Annotated in this window: 19 protein-coding genes; 9 read left to right on the forward strand and 10 right to left on the reverse strand. The window is 71.6% G+C overall.

Translation table 11 applies throughout. From position 1 onward, the window contains the following. The first annotated feature begins 2 nt into the window (after positions 1–2). The 4 genes from ACIOHP_RS27130 (at position 3) to pssA (ending at position 3,403) form a co-directional block, all read left to right on the forward strand. Positions 3–515 (forward strand): MaoC family dehydratase, encoded by a 513-nt coding sequence (locus ACIOHP_RS27130; protein WP_361481721.1) that lies wholly within the window; start codon positions 3–5, stop codon positions 513–515. Positions 516–517: 2 nt separating this feature from the next. Continuing rightward, positions 518–1,732: an acyl-CoA dehydrogenase family protein gene (locus ACIOHP_RS27135; protein WP_361541251.1), complete on the forward strand. Its 1,215-nt coding sequence runs from the start codon at positions 518–520 to the stop codon at positions 1,730–1,732. Between the two features lie 170 nt (positions 1,733–1,902). Further along, on the forward strand, positions 1,903–2,562 hold the full coding sequence (locus ACIOHP_RS27140) for a phosphatidylserine decarboxylase (RefSeq protein WP_361483260.1): 660 nt from the start codon (positions 1,903–1,905) through the stop codon (positions 2,560–2,562). A 22-nt stretch (positions 2,563–2,584) separates the two neighbouring features. Next, positions 2,585–3,403, forward strand: a complete 819-nt coding sequence (pssA, locus tag ACIOHP_RS27145; protein WP_046257944.1) for a CDP-diacylglycerol--serine O-phosphatidyltransferase — start codon at positions 2,585–2,587, stop codon at positions 3,401–3,403. A 66-nt stretch (positions 3,404–3,469) separates the two neighbouring features. Here pssA and ACIOHP_RS27150 read toward each other — a convergent pair whose 3' ends face one another. Genes ACIOHP_RS27150 through ACIOHP_RS27170 form a run of 5 tightly spaced genes read right to left on the reverse strand, consistent with a single transcriptional unit; the run spans position 3,470 to position 8,293 of the window. Beyond that, the gene (locus ACIOHP_RS27150; protein ID WP_361541254.1) at positions 3,470–4,732 is read right to left on the reverse strand and encodes an ABC transporter substrate-binding protein; all 1,263 of its coding nucleotides are present in this window, start codon (positions 4,730–4,732) and stop codon (positions 3,470–3,472) included. Then, positions 4,729–5,850, reverse strand: coding sequence for a branched-chain amino acid ABC transporter permease (locus tag ACIOHP_RS27155; protein WP_401891620.1), 1,122 nt, complete (start codon positions 5,848–5,850; stop codon positions 4,729–4,731). Before ACIOHP_RS27155 ends, ACIOHP_RS27150 begins: the two co-directional genes overlap by 4 nt. Next, positions 5,843–6,733, reverse strand: a complete 891-nt coding sequence (locus tag ACIOHP_RS27160) for a branched-chain amino acid ABC transporter permease (protein ID WP_401891621.1) — start codon at positions 6,731–6,733, stop codon at positions 5,843–5,845. The genes ACIOHP_RS27155 and ACIOHP_RS27160 overlap by 8 nt, the downstream gene beginning before the upstream one ends. Further along, positions 6,730–7,494, reverse strand: coding sequence for an ABC transporter ATP-binding protein (locus ACIOHP_RS27165; protein WP_361481737.1), 765 nt, complete (start codon positions 7,492–7,494; stop codon positions 6,730–6,732). Before ACIOHP_RS27165 ends, ACIOHP_RS27160 begins: the two co-directional genes overlap by 4 nt. Positions 7,495–7,498: 4 nt before the next feature. Next, complete coding sequence (locus tag ACIOHP_RS27170; RefSeq protein WP_361541264.1) at positions 7,499–8,293, reverse strand: ABC transporter ATP-binding protein; 795 nt, start codon at positions 8,291–8,293, stop codon at positions 7,499–7,501. A 181-nt stretch (positions 8,294–8,474) separates the two neighbouring features. Between ACIOHP_RS27170 and ACIOHP_RS27175 the strand changes: the two genes are divergently transcribed. Beyond that, entirely contained in the window at positions 8,475–9,671 is a 1,197-nt protein-coding gene (locus ACIOHP_RS27175; protein WP_361481743.1) for a helix-turn-helix domain-containing protein, read from the forward strand. On the opposite strand, the gene ACIOHP_RS27180 is transcribed toward ACIOHP_RS27175, so the two are convergent. Then, positions 9,672–10,790 carry a glycerate kinase gene (locus tag ACIOHP_RS27180; RefSeq protein WP_401891878.1) on the reverse strand — a complete coding sequence of 373 codons (1,119 nt, stop codon included), beginning with the start codon at positions 10,788–10,790 and terminating at the stop codon, positions 9,672–9,674. Between the two features lie 281 nt (positions 10,791–11,071). Here ACIOHP_RS27180 and ACIOHP_RS27185 point away from each other — a divergent pair, with 281 nt between their 5' ends. Next, complete coding sequence (locus ACIOHP_RS27185; protein WP_401891623.1) at positions 11,072–12,142, forward strand: ADP-ribosylglycohydrolase family protein; 1,071 nt, start codon at positions 11,072–11,074, stop codon at positions 12,140–12,142. Positions 12,143–12,247: 105 nt separating this feature from the next. Next, positions 12,248–12,742 carry an NUDIX hydrolase gene (locus tag ACIOHP_RS27190; RefSeq protein ID WP_361541270.1) on the forward strand — a complete coding sequence of 165 codons (495 nt, stop codon included), beginning with the start codon at positions 12,248–12,250 and terminating at the stop codon, positions 12,740–12,742. Between the two features lie 22 nt (positions 12,743–12,764). Here the strand turns inward: ACIOHP_RS27190 and ACIOHP_RS27195 are convergent, their stop codons facing one another. Both ACIOHP_RS27195 and ACIOHP_RS27200 read right to left on the reverse strand, forming a co-directional pair. Beyond that, positions 12,765–13,910: an RNA polymerase sigma factor gene (locus ACIOHP_RS27195; protein ID WP_401891880.1), complete on the reverse strand. Its 1,146-nt coding sequence runs from the start codon at positions 13,908–13,910 to the stop codon at positions 12,765–12,767. Beyond that, positions 13,910–14,323 carry a YciI family protein gene (locus ACIOHP_RS27200; protein ID WP_361481749.1) on the reverse strand — a complete coding sequence of 138 codons (414 nt, stop codon included), beginning with the start codon at positions 14,321–14,323 and terminating at the stop codon, positions 13,910–13,912. The genes ACIOHP_RS27195 and ACIOHP_RS27200 overlap by 1 nt, the downstream gene beginning before the upstream one ends. Before the next feature lie 187 nt (positions 14,324–14,510). Between ACIOHP_RS27200 and ACIOHP_RS27205 the strand changes: the two genes are divergently transcribed. Beyond that, positions 14,511–15,257 (forward strand): SIR2 family NAD-dependent protein deacylase, encoded by a 747-nt coding sequence (locus tag ACIOHP_RS27205; protein WP_401891625.1) that lies wholly within the window; start codon positions 14,511–14,513, stop codon positions 15,255–15,257. Positions 15,258–15,294: 37 nt separating this feature from the next. Here the strand turns inward: ACIOHP_RS27205 and ACIOHP_RS27210 are convergent, their stop codons facing one another. Beyond that, a complete protein-coding gene (locus ACIOHP_RS27210) occupies positions 15,295–15,786 on the reverse strand; it encodes a methylated-DNA--[protein]-cysteine S-methyltransferase (RefSeq protein ID WP_361541276.1) in 492 nt (163 codons plus the stop codon). Positions 15,787–15,795: 9 nt separating this feature from the next. After that, positions 15,796–17,280, reverse strand: coding sequence for an AlkA N-terminal domain-containing protein (locus ACIOHP_RS27215; RefSeq protein ID WP_401891627.1), 1,485 nt, complete (start codon positions 17,278–17,280; stop codon positions 15,796–15,798). A 9-nt stretch (positions 17,281–17,289) separates the two neighbouring features. On the opposite strand from ACIOHP_RS27215, the gene ACIOHP_RS27220 reads away from it, so the two are divergent. After that, on the forward strand, positions 17,290–17,532 hold the full coding sequence (locus ACIOHP_RS27220) for a hypothetical protein (RefSeq protein WP_401891628.1): 243 nt from the start codon (positions 17,290–17,292) through the stop codon (positions 17,530–17,532). Positions 17,533–17,555 lie beyond the last annotated feature (23 nt).

Consider the following 17,555-nt stretch of genomic DNA (forward strand, 5'->3'; position numbering starts at 1 on the left):
CCATGCAGTTCGGGCGCACCTACGAGGAGTTCGAGGTCGGGGCGGTCTACAAGCACTGGCCCGGGAAGACGGTCACGGAGTACGACGACCACCTGTTCTGCCTCCTCACCATGAACCACCACCCGCTCCACATGGACACCAACTATGCGGAGAAGACGACGGACTTCGGCAAGAACGTCGTCGTCGGCAACTACATCTACTCGCTGCTGCTCGGCATGTCCGTCCCGGACGTCTCTGGCAAGGCGATCGCCAACCTGGAGATCGAGTCGCTGAAGCACGTGGCGCCGACCTTCCACGGCGACACGATCTACGGTGAGACGACCGTGCTCGACAAGTGGCCGTCCAAGTCGAAGAACGACCGCGGCATCGTCCACGTCGAGACCAAGGGCTACAAGCAGGACGGCACGCTCGTCTGTGTGTTCCGCCGCAAGGTCATGGTGCCGACCGAGACCTACATCAAGGAGCGCGGCGGCGAGCAGCCCGGCCGCCCCGAGCTCAAGCAGCAGGAGAAGTAGTCATGGCGCGACTTGCCCAGACCGCCGGTCTGACCGACATCCAGCAGGAAATCCTCTCCACCGTCCGCGACTTCGTGGACAAGGAGATCCTCCCGGTCGCCACCGAGCTGGAGCACCGCGACGAGTATCCGCAGCAGATCGTCGACGGCCTCAAGGAGTTGGGCCTGTTCGGCCTGATGATCCCGGAGGAGTACGGCGGTCTGGGCGAGTCGCTCCTGACGTACGCGCTGTGCGTCGAGGAGATCGCCCGCGGCTGGATGTCGGTGTCCGGCATCATCAACACCCACTTCATCGTGGCGTACATGCTCAAGCAGCACGGCACGCAGGAGCAGAAGGACCACTTCCTGCCGCGCATGGCGGCCGGCGACATCCGCGGCGCGTTCTCGATGTCGGAGCCGGGCCTGGGCTCGGACGTGTCGGCGATCACGTCGAAGGCGGTGAAGGACGGAGAGGAGTACGTCCTGAACGGCCAGAAAATGTGGCTGACGAACGGTGGGACGTCAAGTCTGGTCGCCGTACTCGTCCGAAGTGACGAAGGACTCACTCCCGAAGAGGCGGCCGCCAAGCCCCACAAGTCGATGACGACCTTCCTCGTCGAGAAGGAGCCCGGCTTCGGAGAGGTCCGCCCCGGCCTCACCATCCCCGGGAAGATCGACAAGATGGGCTACAAGGGTGTCGACACCACCGAGCTGATCATGGATGGCCTGCGCATTCCGGCCGATCGGGTGCTCGGCGGGGTCACCGGCCGAGGTTTTTACCAAATGATGGACGGCGTCGAAGTAGGCCGCGTCAACGTGGCGGCGCGTGGCTGCGGCGTCGCTCAGCGTGCTTTCGAGCTGGGCGTCTCGTATGCCCAGCAGCGTCACACTTTCGGCAAGCCGATCGCCCAGCACCAGGCGATCCAGTTCAAGCTCGCCGAGATGGCTACCAAGGTCGAGGCCGCGCATGCGATGATGGTCAACGCGGCACGCAAAAAGGACTCCGGGGAGCGAAACGACCTTGAGGCTGGGATGGCGAAGTACCTCGCCTCCGAGTACTGCAAGGAGGTCGTGGAGGATGCCTTCCGGATCCACGGCGGCTACGGCTTCTCCAAGGAGTACGAGATCGAGCGCCTCTACCGTGAGGCTCCGATGCTGCTGATCGGTGAAGGTACCGCCGAGATCCAGAAAATGATCATCGGTCGCAGGCTGCTCGAAGAGTATCGATTCCAGGGCTGATTGTCCGGATACGGGGTGTTTTCTTGGAGAAGAAGATCACACCCCGTCAACACTCTTCAGCCGCCGACTCGGCTTCCTGGCTTGCCCAGTTGTGGCCCACGACCGGTACGATCCCGGGAAAGCCGCCGTCCCCCGTTACAGCGCGGCGCCATCCGCTACGAAGGTCATCCATGCCCCACAGCCAAACCTCTGCACCACGCGACAGCCAGGTCGGCGGCGTACGCCTCGCGCGCGGAGCATCGCCGTGGCTTCTTCCGACGGTCGCCACCGCAGCCCTCAGCCTGGTGCGCGCGCGCAAGTCCGGCGCCGCCAAGGCCGTCGCCGTGCCCGCCACCGCGCTCGCGGCGGGCATGCTGTGGTTCTTCCGCGACCCCGAGCGCGAGATCACCCAGGGCCGGGTCATCTCGCCCGCCGACGGTGTGGTGCAGAGCATCATGCCGTGGAAGGACGGGCGCACCCGCGTCGCGATCTTCATGAGCCCCCTCAACGTCCACGTCAACCGCGCGCCTCTCTCCGGCACGGTGACGTCGGTCGAGCACATCCCGGGTGGGTTCGTTCCGGCGTTCAACAAGGAGAGCGAGAACAACGAGCGCGTAGTCTGGCACTTCGACACCGAACTCGGTGACATCGAGATGATCCAGATCGCCGGCGCGGTGGCCCGCCGCATCGTTCCCTACGTTCCGCAGGGCACGAAGCTCGAGCAGGGCGACCGCATCGGTCTGATCCGCTTCGGCTCGCGCGTCGACATCTACCTGCCGGAGGGCGTGGACGTCGCGGTGGAGGTCGGTCAGAAGACCGTGGCTGGGGTGACTCGCATTGACCGTGATTGATCCTGAGACCCAAGCGGGCTGGGTGCCCGAGGCCGAAGAGGTCGAGGACGAGGAGGAGATGCCTCTTTCTCTCCGCCTCTCGATAGCGGACACCCTCACCCTCGGCAATGCCACGTGCGGCTTCATGGCGGTGTACTTCACCACCACCGGCATCCTGATCCCGCACCTCACGGACAGCCAGGAGTCCGGCATGGCCCGCAACAGCGCGGCCACGGCGGTCATCCTGATGCTCTGCGCGGCGGTCTTCGACCTGTTCGACGGCCTGGTGGCGCGCAAGCTGCGCTCCTCGCCGATGGGCGCGGAGCTGGACAACCTCTCCGACCTGGTCAGCTTCGGCCTGGCACCGGCGTACTTCGTCCTCGTCTACGGCATGGTCGCCGCCGACGCCTCCCAGCGGGTGGCCGCGGTGGGGGCGATCGTGGTGCTTTTGGCGGTGGTGCTCAGGCTTGCGCGGTTCTCCTGTGTGACGGTGAAGGACGGCACCTTCCAGGGCATGCCGTCACCGTTCGGGGCACTGACCGTGGTCTCGATCGTGCTCCTCGAGCTGCCCTTCGAGGCGACGCTGATGGCGATCCTGGGGACGGCGTGGCTGATGGTGAGCCGGGTGGAGTACCCGAAGCCGCGGGGCATCCTCGCGGTGGCGATGCTCGGCTGGATCGTGTCGGCCATGGGTCTGCTGGCGGCCTGGGCGTTCGACGCCCCGGGCGGACAGCTGCTCCTGCAGACGGGCTGTGCCCTCCAGCTGGTCATGGGTGCGGTGATCCCGCTGTTCGCCACGGCCCGCCGGGTGCACAACTTCCGTGACAACCGGCGCGAGGCACGAGCGACGCAACTGCCGTAGGCGCCTGGTGGAAGACCTGCGAAAGGGCCCGAACCGATCCGGTTCGGGCCCTTTCGCTGTGCGGTCTCAGGCCCCCGGCGTGTACGCCTCGGCCACCTCGGACGCCTCCGCCTCCCGTACGACCTTCATGCCGCCCGTCACGCCCTTGTCCGGCTGCAGGATCACGCTCTGCCGGGAGGACGCGGACTTGGGGTCGGTGAAGTCCTGGGTCGGGCCGAAGCCGAGGTCGAAGGAGTCGATGCCCAGCAGGGCCTTGTCGACGCCCTCCCTGGTGAGGTCCTTGCTCTCGCAGGCCTTCTTCAGCGCCTCGCCGAAGGCCGACACCGCGGTCCAGCCGGCGACGATGCCGTTGTCGAGGGCGTCCTTCGGGTAGGCCGCCTGATAGTCGGCGACGAGCTTCTTCGCCTCCGGGGTGTCCGCGCCGATCGGGAGCGAGGGCGAGGCCACGTAGTAGTTCTTCATCAGGGCCGGTCCCGCCTGCGTGGCCAGGAGCTGGGGCGCGAAGGCGGAGTTGTTGCCGATGATCGGCACGTCGAAGCCGCCGGCCGCCGCGACGCCGACGAGCGAGGCCGCCTGGCGCGGGCCCGCGCTGATGACGATCGCCTTGACGCCGGCCTGCTTCAGAGCGGCGACCTGGGCGGTCATGTCGTTGTCGGTGGGCTTGATCTTCTGCTCGACGACGGTCAGCCCCTTCTCCTTCGCGATGTGCTGGGAGCCGGCCAGGGCGCTCTCGCCGTAGTCGCCCTCGAAGTACACATGGCCGATCTTGTCGCCCTTCTTGACGCCCTTCTCCTGGAGCAGGAAGTCGACGGCGTTGATCGTCTCGATGTCGTAGGTGGAGCCGATGACCCGGATGTACGGGCTGCCGAGCAGCGCCGACGACCACGCCTGCGGCAGCACGAGCCCCTTGTCCTGGCCGTCGACGCGCTGCTTGACCGCGGCGACGAACGGGGAGCCGATGAACTGCGCGAAGCCCAGCACCTTCGGCTCCAGCTCGGTGTAGCCGGAGACGGCCTTCTGCGGGTCGTAGCCGTGGTCGCGGACCGTCAGCCGGACCTTGTAGCCGCAGACACCGCCGTCGGCGTTCAGCTGCTTCACATACAGCTGCTGGGCCTGGGTGACGCTCTTGCCGAGGGTGGCGTAGACGCCGGTCATGTCGGTGAGGGCACCGAGGGTGATCGTCTTGCCGGAGATGCCGTCGCCGGTCTTCACCCCGCCCGCCGACTGTTTGTCACCGTCGTCGTCCTTGGCCTTGGAGCTGCATCCCGCCAGTACGAGCAGTGCGGCGAGCGCGCCCGCGGCGGCCCTGGCCGCGTACGTCCTGTTCATCGTTCCTCCCCTGAATGAGTTGTGACGCGACGCCGGGCGGCCATCCTGACCAGGCCGCCGGGCAGGAACAGCACCACCAGCACGACGGCGGCGCCGTAGAGATACCGGGATGCCTCGCCCGGTGCGATCCCGCCCGTGCCGGGGGCGGAGACCAGGGGCAGGGCATCGCTGTAGCGGGTCAGCAGCTGCGGGAGCAGGGAGACGAAGACCGCCCCCGCGACCGCGCCGGAGACCGAGCCGAGCCCGCCGATGACGATCATGGCGAGGTATTCGAGGGACAGCGTGATGCCGAAGTAGTCGGGCACGGTCCGCTGGAAGACCAGGGCGAGCAGCACGCCCGCCAGCCCGGCGTACATCGACGACAGCACGAAGACGGCGGCCCGGTGCCGGGCCACGGGTACACCGATCACTCCGGCGGCGATGCGGTGGTCGCGGATGGCGTTCATGGCCCGGCCCGGACGGCCGCGCAGCACGCCACGGGCGAACAGCGCGCCGGCCAGCAGGACCGCCAGACCGGCGTACCAGAGTTTCTCCGCCGACCCGAACGGCACGGCGGCCACGAGGAGTTCACGGTCGTCGAAGGTGAGGCCGAAGAGGTTCAGCGGCGGTACGTCACGACCGTTCGCCCCGCCGGTCAGATCGTGGGCGTTGAACATCACGTGCTGTCCGATGAAGACGAGCGCGAGCGTGGCGATGCCGAGGTAGGCGCCGCTGAGCCGCCCGGAGATGGGGCTGAACAGCCCGCCCGCCACCCCCGCGACGAGCACCGCCAGCACGGCCGCCAGCCACGTCGGCAGGCCGAGCCCGGTCAGGCCGTCGCCGCCGTCCGCCGCGAACACGCAGTAGGCGTAGGCGCCGACGGCGAGGAAGAAGGCGTGGCCCATGGAGAGCTGACCGGTGGCGCCGGTGAGGAGGTTGATGCCGATCGCGCCGATGGCCGCGGCCATGGCGAAGAGGCCGGCCTGGAGCCAGAAACGGTCGAGGTAGAAGGGGAGGGCGAGGAGGAGCACCGCTCCGGCGGCCCCGACGTAGGAGCGGGGATTCGTGAGCCAGGCGGGGCGGCGGCGGGTGCCGGGCGGTGCCTCGCGGGCCTTGTCGCGGCCGAGAACCTCAGACACGGGCCAGCTCCTTCGTCCCGAACAGCCCGGCCGGGCGGATGAGCAGGATCACGACCATCACGAGGTACGGCGCCAGGTCTCCGAGCCCACGCCCGAGGAACGTCAGGTCGCTCTGGTAGCCGGTCGCCAGCGACTCCGTGATGCCGACCAGCAGCCCGCCCACCAGCGCGCCCGTCGTGGAGTCCAGCCCGCCGAGGATCGCGGCCGGGAAGGCCTTGAGCGCGGCCAGCGAGGTGGCCCGTTCCAGCCCCGGTGTCGGGAAGACGGTGAGGAACAGCGCGGCCACCGCGGCGAGTCCCCCGGCCACCGCCCACGCTCCCAGCGACACCCGGCCCAGCCGTACGCCCATCAGGGCCGCCGTCTCCGCGCTCTCCGCGGCCGCCCGCATCGCCACGCCCCACGAGGTGTACCGGAAGACCAGCAGGAACGCGGTGATGAGCAGCGCCGCCGCCACGAACGCGGCGATCCGCGTGTGGGCGAGGGAGATCGGCCCGAGCTTGAGCACGCTGTCCCCCCACGGGTCCCCGAGCGGCAGCACGTCGGTGCCCATACGGCGGGTCAGTTCGGTGGTGAGCAGGATGTCGACCCCGATGGTGACGATGGCGAGGACGCTGTGGTCGGAGCCCCGGTAGCGCCGCATCACCAGGAACTCCACCGCCGCGCCGACCACGGCCGCGCCCGCGATCCCGACGAGCAACGCGGGCCAGAAGCCGATGTCGTCGTGGAGGGTCGCGGTGACGTAACCGCCCGCGAGCAGCAGCGAGGCGTGGGCGAAGTTGACGACTTCGGTGGCCCGGAAGATCACCACGAAGCCGAGCGCGATGAGCGCGTACACGGAACCCAGTGAGACGCCGTTGAGGAGGATCTCGGCGAAGGTGCTCATGACGCCTCCCCCAGGTACGCCCGTACGACGGCCGGATCGTTCTGTACGTCGGCGGGGGCGCCGTCGGCGATCCGGCGCCCGAAGTCCAGTACGGTCACGGCGTCCGCGAGCCGCATCACCACCCCCATGTCGTGTTCCACCAGCACGATCGAGATACCGAGCCCGTCGCGCACTCCCGCGATCACGGCGGCCGTCCGGCGCCGCTCATCGGCGGTCATCCCGGCGACGGGCTCGTCGAGAAGCAGCAGGCGCGGCTCCATGCAGAGCGCGCGGGCGAGTTCGGCGAGCTTCTGCTGCCCGTACGGCAGGGAGCCCGCCGGGCGGTCCAGACAGTCCGCGATGCCGACGAACTCGGCGATCTCGCGGACGCGTTCACGGTGCATCCGTTCCTCTCGTGCGGCCGACGGCAGCCTCAGTCCCGCCGCCAGGAAGCCGGTTCGGGTCAGCCGGTGCCTGCCGAGGAGCAGGCTGTCCTCGACCGAGGCGAGGGGCGGTAGGGCGAGGTTCTGGAAGATGCGGGCGACGCCGAGGCCGGCGATGCGGTGCGCGGGCATGCCGGTGAGCTCGTGGTCGCCGAAGCGGACGCTGCCCGCGGTGGCCCGGTAGACGCCGGACAGGACGTTGAAGCAGGTCGACTTTCCGGCGCCGTTGGGGCCGATGAGGGCGTGCACGGTGCCGGGGCGGACGGTGAAGCTGACGTTGTCGAGTGCGGTGAGGCCCGCGAACCGGACGGTCAGGTCGCGTACGGCGAGGGTGTCCACCGGCTCACCCCTTCCAAGGGGTGAGCGTGCGTCCTACGACCTGGTCGGCGTCTGCCGCCGCGTCCTCGTCGACCACGCCGAGGTAGCGGCGGCGGACCTCGTCGGAGGCGGCGAGTTCGGCGGCCGGGCCGGACAGGGTCACCTCGCCGACCTCGAGGACGTACGCGCGCGTGGCGAGCCGTAGGGCGAGGGCGGCGTTCTGTTCGACGAGGAGGACCGACGTGCCCTGTTCGTTGATCTCGCGGACCGTGTCGGCGATCCGCTGCGCCATGAGCGGGGCGAGGCCCAGGGAGGGCTCGTCGAGGAGCAGGACCTTCGGGACGGCCATCAGGGCCCGGGCCACGGCGAGCATCTGCTGCTCGCCGCCGGAGAGCAGGCCCGCGCGCTGGTGTGCGCGCTCCGCGAGGACGGGGAAGAGTTCGTGGACGCGGGCGAGGGCTTCGGGCCGCCCGGTGCGGCTGCCGCCGAGGCCGCCGGCGCGCAGGTTGTCGGCGACCGTCATCCGGGAGAACACCTGCCTGCCTTCCGGCACATGGGACACCCCGGCCGCCACCACCCGGTCCGGCGCGAGCCCGTCCAGGCGGCGGTCGCCCAGACGTACCTCGCCCTCGGTGACCGTGCCGCCATGGAAGGACAGCGTGCGGCTGATCGCCCGCAGCAGCGTCGACTTGCCCGCGCCGTTGGAGCCCAGCACCGTCACCACGCTCCCCTCGGGCACCTCCAGGGACACCCGGCGCAGGGCGCGTACGGGCCCGTATCCCACCGAAAGCTCCCGCACCACGAGTCCGGATCCGCCCATGAACTTCCCCTCTGCCCTCACTCTGTGTGGCGCTCACCCCAGCACCGGTGCGAGCGCGCGTCCACGGCCCGTGGCAATGTCGCTGCGGGTGCCCAGCGGCCCGGTGCCTGCGTTGTGCGCGCGCACAACACCGCGTGTCAGGGGCCTGTGCGCGGGCCTGTCCCGATGGCATCCTCCGGTCATGGGTGGGCGACGGCTGCGGACCGGGCACGACTGGAAACTCCTCGCGGAGTCCTGCACAGCGCTGCTGGAACGGGTGCCCGAGCTCGTCGACGAGCACCTACGGCAACTGGCCGAGCACTCCCCCGTCTACGCGGGAGTGCTCGCCGCCGACCTCCAGTGGCGGGAGGCGGAGGAGGCGATCCGGATCGGCATCGAGACCCTTTCGGCGCCCCGGGAGTCGCCCCGCCGCGACCTGGAGCACGCCGAGGACCTGGGCCGGCACCGGGCACAGCAGGGGCTGCCGCTGGATCTGCTGGTGCACGCCTATCGCAACGCCGGCTATCTGGTGTGGGACGCGCTGGTGGAGGGCGCCGCGGGGCGGGAACCGGAGCGGCTGGCGGCGCTCATGCGGTCGGCGACGGTGGTGTGGTCGGCGGTGGACGCGCAGACCCAGACGGCGTCGGAGGCATACCGGGCGACCGAGGCGGAGCTGCGACGCCGTACCGACGAGCAATTGCAGGCGCTGCTCGACGCGCTGCTCGAGGGGCAGGCCACGCCGGGGCTGGCGGCGCGGGCCGCCGCGGGGCTCGACCTGCCGGAGCACGGCCCCTACGCGGTGGTGGTCCTGCGGGCGGTGCGGCGGGACACACACGGGCAGCCGTTGCGGGGCGCGGGGTTCCGGTTCATCTGGCGGATGCGCGCGGACTGCGAGATCGGGGTCGTCGCGCTGACGCCCGGCCAGGGGCTGGACGGAGTGGCCCAGGCGCTGGACGGGCGGTGCTCGGGGCCCGGCGGGATCAGCCCGGTGGTGCCGGGGCTGGCCGAGCTGGGGCGGGCCCGGCGGCTCGCGGAACTGGCGCTGCGGACGTGTCCGCCGGACGGGACCGAGGTCGTACGGCTGGATCAGCGGATGCCGACGGCGCTGGTGGTGAGCCAGCCGGAGCTGGCCGACCGGCTGGTGTCGGACGTGTTCGGCGAGCTGCTGGCGCTGGAGCCCGCCGACCGGGCCGTGCTGCTGGAGACCCTCGATGTGTGGCTGACGTGCGAGGGCTCCGCGGGGCGGGCCGCGGGACGGCTGTACTGCCATCGCAACACGGTCTTCAACCGGCTACGACGACTGGAACAGCTGACGTCCCGGTCGCTGGCCCGGCCCCGGGATCTGATCGAGATGACGTTGGCGCTGGACGCGTACCGGCTCTCGGGTGCCCGGAGGTGATCAGGTCAGGAAGTCCCGGCCGATCTGCTCCGCCACCCGCTCCAGGATCGGCCCGGCGTCCGCGATGCACTTCGCCACGTCGGGCTCGATCTCGGTGAGCGGGTACGCCCGCCGGATGCCCGCCCGGCCGAGCGCCTCCGGGGGCAGGGCCAGGCGGCCGCAGACCGCGACGACCTCCTTGTCCGCGGCGCGGGCCGCGGCGGCGACGCCCGCGGGGGCCTTGCCGTGGAGGGTCTGCTCGTCGAGGGAGCCCTCGCCGGTGATGACCAGGGTGGCCCGCTCGAGCGCGGGCGCGAAGCCGAGGACGTCGAGCATGACCTCGATACCGGGGCGGAACCGGGCGCCGACCAGCAGCGCGCCGTAGCCGATGCCGCCCGCGGCACCCGCCCCCGGGGAGGCCGCGTGCGCGGCGGCCTTCGCGCCGAGGGCGCTCTCCAGCACGCGCGCGTAGTGGGCGAGGGCCTCGTCGAGGGCCTCCACGTCGTCCGGGGAGGCGCCCTTCTGCGGGCCGTAGACCGCGGGCGCGCCCTTGGGGCCGGTCAGCGGGTTGTCGACGTCGCTGGCGAGGACCAGTTCGACGTCGGCGAGACGCGGGTCCAGTTCGGACAGGTCGGCCGTGGCGAGGTCGGCGAGACCGCCGCCGCCCGGGGCGACCGGCTCGCCGTCCTTGTCGAGGAACCGGGCGCCGAGCGCGGTCAGCATGCCGGCGCCGCCGTCCGTGGTGGCGCTGCCTCCGACGCCGAAGACGATCGTGCGGGCGCCCGCGTCGAGGGCGGCCCGCAGCAGCTCGCCGGAGCCGTACGTGGAGGACGTGAGCGGCGCGAAGACGCCCTTGGGGAGGCGCTGGAGGCCGCTGGCCTCCGCCATCTCCACCACGGCCGTGTCGCCGCGCAGCGCGAAGGCCGCCGTGACCTCCTGGCCGAGGGGGCCGGCGGCCTTGATCTCGTGCCGCTCGAAGCCGGCCGCGACCGCCGCGTCCACGGTCCCGTCACCGCCGTCGGCCACCGGCAGCGCCTCGACCTCGGCGCCCGGCACGGCCCGGCGCAGCCCGGCCGTCACCCGCTCCGCGACCTGCACGGCCGTGAGCGACCCTTTGAACTTGTCCGCGGCGATGAGCACCCTCTGGGCACTGTTGCCTGCAGCGTTCGCCACCTTGCATTCCCCTTGCTCTCCGGGCCTCACGCATGTCAGGCCAGTCGCGCCGCTGCGACCTTAACCGGAGGTGCCCCTCGCCGTCATGCCCCGCCCGGACCTTGAGAAGCCGCTGCGACCCCGCTGTGCGGTGGCCCGGAATCGGGTGCTGCATTTTTCCGGGGGACAACCCCCGGACCCCCGGCAGAAAAACACGTCCCGCGTGACCGGTGTGGACATCGCTAGGCGAACCTGAGTAAACCGGTCCTATGACCCCTGTGGGTAGCGCACCAGAGCTCGCCGACCGCGTCCTCGGGGGCTGGCTGGGCCGGATCGCCGGCAACATGCTGGGCAAGCCGGTCGAGCAGGGCGACCTGTGGACGCGGGACCGGATCGACCACTATCTGCGGCAGGCCGCCGCCCTGCCGCTGACCGACTATCTGCCCGAGCCGCCCAGCGAGAGCGACGGCTTCGAGCTGCGCCCGGAGTGGCGCCAGTGCGTGCGCGGCCGGATCCACGGCAGCTGCCGTGACGACGACGTGGACTACGCCATCCTCGGCCTGGACCTGCTGGAGACGCACGGCTTCGCCTTCAGCACCGAGCAGGTCGGGGAACTGTGGCTGCTCAGGCTGCCGTATCTGCAGACGTTCACGGCGGAACGGGCCGCCTACCGCAACCTCGCCAACGGGCTGAAACCGCCGCTGACGGCGACGTACGACAACCCCTACCAGGAGTGGATCGGCGCCCTGATCCGCGCCGACATCTACGGCTGGACCTGCCCCGGCGTCCCGCGCCGCGCGGCCTCGCTGGCCCGTCGGGACGCCGTGCTGTCGCACACCGGCAACGGTGTGTACGGCGCGATGTGGGCGGCCGCGCTGGTCTCGGCGGCGTTCACGGCGTCGACCGTGCGCCACGCCCTGGACCAGGCGCTGACCGTGATCCCGGGGAGCAGCCGGCTGGCCCGGACCGTGCGCCGGGTGATCTCCCTCCACGACACCCGGATGACGTGGGAGGACACCCTCGGCACGGTGGCCGAGGAGACCTCGCGGATGGGCTGGATCCACACCGTCCCGAACGCCGCGGTGCTCACCGCAGGACTCCTGTACGGCGACGGCGACTTCACCCGCACCGTCACGCTGACGGTCCGCGGCGGTCTGGACACCGACTCCAACGGGGCGACCGCCGGGTCGGTGGCCGGGGTGCTGAGCGGCGCCGAGGCGATTCCGGCGCAGTGGAAGGAGCCGCTGGAGGACACGGTGCGCAGCGCGGTGTTCGGGTTCGACAGGGTCCGGATCAGTGAACTGGCCGAGCGGACACTGCGGTTGGTGGAGGCCGAGTGACGCCGGCGCCGCGGCGCGCGGGAGGCGCGCGACCGTTCTCGCGGGCCTGCGGGAGCCGTTCGGCGCGCTCTTACCGCTCCGGGACGGCCTGGTTACCCTTCGTGGATGACCGCTGCTGACTTCGCCACGTACATCGCGGGCCTCCCCCGTGTCCTCGCCGGTGCCGCCGCCCTCTTCCGGGACGCGGCGGGCCGGGTGCTGCTCGTCGAGCCCAACTACCGTGACGGCTGGGCGCTTCCGGGCGGCACCGTCGAGTCCGACGACGGCGAGACCCCGCGCCAGGGTGCGCGCCGGGAGACCGCGGAGGAGATCGGCCTCGACCGGGAGCTCGGCCGGCTGCTCGCGGTGGACTGGGTGCAGGGGACGGCGTTGCGGCCGCCGCTGGTGGCGTACCTCTACGACGGCGGGGTGCTCGCCGAGGACGACTTCAAGGCGATCCGGTTGCAGGAGGAGGAGCTGCTGTCCTGGCGGCTCGTACCGCGCGAGGAGCTGGCCGAGTATCTGCCGGATGCCCTGGGCCGCCGGGTGCTGGCCGCGCTGGACGTGCTCGCGGGCGGGGCGGGGACGGCCGAGCTGGAGAACGGGCACCGGGCGGTCTGACTCCGCCCGGGAGCGCGGCCCGTCAGTGCCGCAGCCGGGTGTTGAGGCGGGCGGCCTGCCGGGTCAGGTGGTCGCGCTCGGCGAGGTCGGTGGCCTTGCCGGCGGCCTCGGCGTACAGCCGTGCCGCCGCCGTCAGGTCGCCGTCGCGCTCGTGGAGGTACGCCGCCACCGCGGTGTGGCGGGGCAGGGAGTCCTCCAGCGCCGCGAGCGCCGCGAGGCCCGCGCGCGGTCCGTCGGCCTCGCCGACGGCGACCGCGCGGTTGAGCCGGACGACGGGGCTGTCGGTCAGCCGGGCGAGTTCGTCGTACCACTCGACGATCTGTACCCAGTCGGTCTCCTCGGCGGTGGGCGCGTCCGCGTGGAGCGCCGCGACGGCGGCCTGGGCCTGGTACTCGCCCAGCCGGTCGCGGGCCAGAGCGGCCTGGAGGATCTCGACGCCCTCGGCGATCGCCCCGGTGTCCCAGCGGCCGCGGTCCTGCTCGGCGAGCGGCACCAGGCTGCCGTCGGGCGCGGTCCGGGCGGTACGGCGGGCGTGGTGGAGCAGCATGAGGGCGAGCAGCCCGGCCACCTCGGGGTGGTCGATGACGGCCGCGAGCTGCCGGGTCAGCCGGATGGCCTCGGCGGCGAGGTCGACGTCGCCGGAGTAGCCCTCGTTGAAGACCAGGTAGAGGACGCGCAGCACGGTGGCGACGTCACCGTGCCGGTCGAACCGGACGCCGGAGACGGTGCGCTTGGCGCGGCTGATGCGCTGCGCCATGGTCGCCTCGGGCACCAGGTACGCCTGGGCGATCTGCCGGGTGGTGAGGCCGCCGACCGCGCGCAGGGTGAGGGCGACCGCGGACGACGGTGTCAGCGAGGGGTGGGCGCACAGGAAGTACAGCTGGAGCGTGTCGTCCACCGCGGGCGCGGGTCCGGGCGCCGGTTCCTCGTCGAGGCGGTCCTCCCGCCGGCGCCGGGCGGTGTCCGCGCGGGTGGCGTCGAGGAACTTGCGCCAGGCCACGGTGACCAGCCAGCCCTTCGCGTCCCGCGGAGGGTCGGCCGGCCAGACGCGGACCGCCTCCACGAGCGCGTCCTGCACGGCGTCCTCGGCCGCCGCGAAGTCTGCTCCGCGGCGGACGAGGACGGTGAGCACGCTCGGCGTGAGGCGCCTCAGCAGGGCCTCGTCCATCAATGGCACTCCGCGATGGTGGGGGGTGCGGACAGGAACGGGCGCAGTTCGAGCCACTCGTGGATCGGCTTCCCGCCCGCCCCGGGAGCGGCGGACAGTTCCCCGGCCAGCTCGACGGCGCGCTCGTAGGTGTCGACGTCGATCACCATCCAGCCGGCGATGACGTCCTTGGTCTCGGCGAAGGGCCCGTCGGTGACCGGCGGGCGGCCCTCACCGTCGTAGCGGACCCACGCGCCCTCGGGGGCGAGCGCCTGCCCGTCGACGAACTCGCCGCTCTTCTCCAGCCGGTCCGCGAAGTCCCGCATGTACTGCACGTGCGCCGAGATCTCCTCCGGCGTCCACTGGTCCATGGGGACGTCGTTCACCGCGGCCGGGGCTCCCCGGTAGTGCTTCAGCAGCAGGTACTTGGCCATGGTGGTTCTCCTCGGTACTGGTGCGGCCCATTGTGGTCGCGTTCACCCCTGGGACGGAGCGGGTCACGGGTTCTCGACATCACCGTCCAAGATTTTTTCGGAGCCGGGTGCGGCCGTACGTCGACGAGGGACGACGGCCGACATAACCGCTCGCTCCCGACAACCCCGCCGATCTACCCTCGGCCCCATGGACAAGCCTCTCGTCGCCCTGCTCAGTGGCGCAGGTATTTCGACCGATTCCGGGATCCCGGACTATCGCGGCCCCAATGGCCTGTGGCGGCGGGATCCCGAGGCCGAGAAGCTCGTGACGTACGGGTACTACATGGACGATCCGGAGATCCGGCGCCGCTCGTGGCGGATGCGGCGCGAGAACCGGACGCTCCGGGCCGAGCCGAACGCCGCGCACATCGCCGTGGCCGAGCTGGAGCGGTCCGGTGTGCCGGTGCGGGTCATCACGCAGAACGTGGACGGGCTGCACCAGCTCGCCGGGATGCCGACCCGCAAGGTGCTCGAACTGCACGGCTCCGCACGGAGTTTCGTGTGCACGAAGTGTCATGCGCGCGGGCCCATGGAGGACGCCCTCGCGCGGGTCGAGGCCGGCGAGGACGATCCGGCATGCCGGCAGTGCGGCGGGATCCTCAAGTCGGCGACCGTGATGTTCGGCGAACGGCTCGACCCGGTGGTGCTCGGCGAGGCGGTCTCGATCACCAAGGCGTGCCAGGTGTTCATCGCCGTCGGAAGCACCCTCCAGGTCCAGCCCGCCGCAGGGCTCGCCGGTGTCGCCGCCGACCACGGGGCGCGGCTGATCATCGTCAACGCCGAGCCGACGCCGTACGACGAACGCGCCGACGAGGTGGTGCGGGAGCCGATCGGGACGGCGCTGCCGAAGCTGCTGCGGCGGCTTCGGGAGGAGGGCTCTCCTCGTCCGCTGTGACGCGGTGCCGTCCTGGGCGCGTGCCGGGCCGAAGGCGTCAGAACAGTGCCGCTCCGCGCTCGAAGTCGAGCAGCCGCTGCTTGCGTTCCAGGCCGCCGCCGTAGCCGGTCAGGCTGCCGTCGGCGCCGACGACGCGGTGGCAGGGGACGATGATGCCGATCGGGTTCTTGCCGTTGGCGAGGCCGACCGCGCGGGAGGCGCCGGGGTTGCCGAGGGCGTCGGCGAGCTCGCCGTAGGTGCGGGTCTCGCCGTGGGGGATGCGGAGCAGCTGCTGCCACACGCCGCGCTGGAACGGGGTTCCGTCCAGGTGGAGTTCGAGGGTGAACTCCTTCAGCTCCCCGGCGAAGTAGGCCGCCAGCTGGTCGGCAGGCTCCCCGAAGGGGCGGTCGTCGCGTGCGCCGAAGTTCTCCTGGGGCGGGCGGTGGCGCTGGCCGGTCATGTAGAGGCCGCTGAGGGTGCCGTCCGTCGCGACGAGGGTCAGCGGGCCGTACGGGCTGTCGATCGTGGTGTGCTGCTTCGCTGAACTCACGGAACGTCCTTATACCGGGAGGAAGTTGATCGGGTGACTGTCGGTCGCCCACAGGTACTGGACCGCGTACGCCCGCCAGGGCCGCCAGGCCGCCGCCCGCGCGGTCAGCGCGGCCGGGGTCGACGGGAGACCCAGCTCCTGGGCGGCCTTGCGAATGCCGAGGTCGGTGGGGAGGAAGGCGTCGGGGTCCCCGAGCGCGCGCATCGCGATGACGTCGACGGTCCAGGGGCCGAAGCCGGGCAGGGCGAGGAGCCGGGCGCGGGTCTCCGTCCAGTCGCCCTCCACACCCAGGTTGAGCGATCCGTCGGCGAGTTGGGCGACGAGGGTGGTGAAGGTGGCCCGGCGGGTGCGGGGCATCGCCAGCGAGTCCGGGTCGAGGGCGGCGAGCGCCTGCGGGGACGGGAAGAGATGGGTCAGGCCGCCCTCGGGGTCGTCCAGCGGCTCGCCGTGCGCGGTCACCAGACGGGCCGCGTGGGTACGGGCCGCCGCCGTGGACACCTGCTGCCCGAGGACCGCCCGTACGGCGAACTCCGCCTCGTCCACCGTCCGCGGCACCCGCCGCCCCGGAGCCTTGTCGACCAGCGGCGCCAGCACCGGGTCCGCACGCAACTGGTCGTCGATCGCGACCGGATCGGCGTCCAGGTCGAGCATGCGCCGGCAGCGGCTGATGGCGACGGTCAGGTCGCGCAGGTCGCCGAGGGTGAGGCGGCAGGCGATGTGGTCGGGGTTCGGGGTGAGCGTCACGATGCCCTGGCCGTACGGCAGTCGGAGCGTGCGCCGGTACGCGCCGTCCCGCCACTCCTCCACCCCCGGTACGGCGGTCGCCGCGAGGTGGCCGAAGAGGTTGTCGGGGTTGAGGGGGGCGCGGAACGGCAGCCGCAGGGTGAGGGCGCCCGGAGTGCTCGCGGTGGTGCCCTTCTTCGGCGCCCGGGTGCGCAGTTCGCTCGGCGAGAGGGCGAAGACCTCGCGCACGGTGTCGTTGAAGGTGCGGATGGAGGAGAAGCCGGCGGCGAAGGCGATCTCCGCCATCGGCAGCGGGGTCGTCTCGATCAACAGCCTTGCCGTCTGGGCGCGTTGGGCCCTGGCGAGGGCGAGCGGGCCCGCGCCGAGTTCGGCGAGGAGCTGGCGTTCGATCTGCCGGGTGCTGTAGCCGAGCCGGGAGGCGAGTCCGGGCACGCCCTCGCGGTCGACGATGCCGTCGGCGATCAGCCGCATCGCCCGGGCGACCAGGTCCGCGCGCTGGTTCCACTCGGGGGAGCCGGGACTGGTGTCCGGGCGGCAGCGCTTGCACGCCCGGAAGCCGGCCTGCTGACAGGCGGCCGCGCTCGGGTAGAACGTCATGTTCTCCGCCTTGGGCGGCACCACCGGACAGCTGGGCCGGCAGTAGATCCGGGTCGTCAGGACCGCCGTGAAGAACCACCCGTCGAACCGGGCGTCCTTGGACTGGACCGCGCGCACGCAGCGCTCGGTGTCGGTGTGCATCCCCTTCTGCATACGTTCAGCATGGTGCAGTCACCCGGCGCGGGCTGGCGGGAATCCGACATCAACCTCGCGCTTCCTGCGCCGTCCCGGATCGCCACGCGGATTCGCGCGGCAGCCGCAGCGTCGAGGTGGTCGACCTGGCGCGGGGCGACCGCCGCGCTGTCGGTGGGCGTCGGTGGGACGCTGGCGCTGCTGTCGGCGTGCGGGCCCGTGGTGGCCGTGGTGGTGGGGGTACGGCGACGGGTGGGCGCCGGACGCGCCTGACGGCCCGAGCCGGTACGGGCACC

This window comes from Streptomyces sp. NPDC087859, assembly GCF_044742595.1.
Classification (GTDB): Bacteria; Actinomycetota; Actinomycetes; order Streptomycetales; family Streptomycetaceae; genus Streptomyces; species Streptomyces canus_F.